This is a genomic window from Rahnella sp. ATs2 (genome assembly GCF_051851855.1).
GTDB classification, from domain to species: Bacteria; Pseudomonadota; Gammaproteobacteria; order Enterobacterales; family Enterobacteriaceae; genus Rahnella; species Rahnella variigena.
On sequence record NZ_JBLYPL010000065.1, the window covers coordinates 1 to 616 of the forward strand.

General features: G+C 60.7%; 1 protein-coding gene. It reads left to right on the forward strand.

What is annotated here, in order from left to right; genetic code table 11:
* Window positions 1-616 (forward strand): Ig-like domain-containing protein (locus ACJY2G_RS25540; RefSeq protein WP_439292386.1); only part of this gene is annotated, 616 nt, incomplete at both ends.

Here is a 616-nt window from a genome sequence, read left to right on the forward strand (position 1 = left end):
TGGCAACACAGGCAGTGCAGATCGCGAGATCAACATCGACGCCGGTCTGCCGGGTCTGCGTATCAACACCGTGGCGGGCGACGATGTGGTCAACAGCATCGAGATCCAGCAGAACCAGATCGTCAGCGGCACCAGTACCGATATCGCAGCGGGCAGCAGTGTTACCGTGACCATCAACGGCGTCGATTATCAGGCGACCGTTGGTGCGAATGGCGCGTGGTCTGCGGCGGTTCCGGCAGCGGACGTGGCGAACTGGCCAGCGGGTCAGCTTGCGATTAGCGTGACCGGCACCGATGCTTCGGGCAACAGCGTAACCATCTCGAACAACGTCACCGTGGATCTGAGCAGCGTGGCGATCACCGTGGATACCATCGCGGTGGACGACATCATTAACGCAGCAGAAAAAGCGGCAGACCTGACGCTGACGGGGTCGACGCAAAATGTCGAAGCCGGTCAGACCGTGACCGTAAACTTTGCGGGTCATACGTACACCGCGACTGTGCAGGACAACGGCAGCTGGAGCGTGAAGGTTCCGGCAGGCGATATGACCAGCCTGAAAGACGGCGACGTGACCGCAACCGCCAGCGTTACCAATGTAGCGGGCAACAGCGCGAGT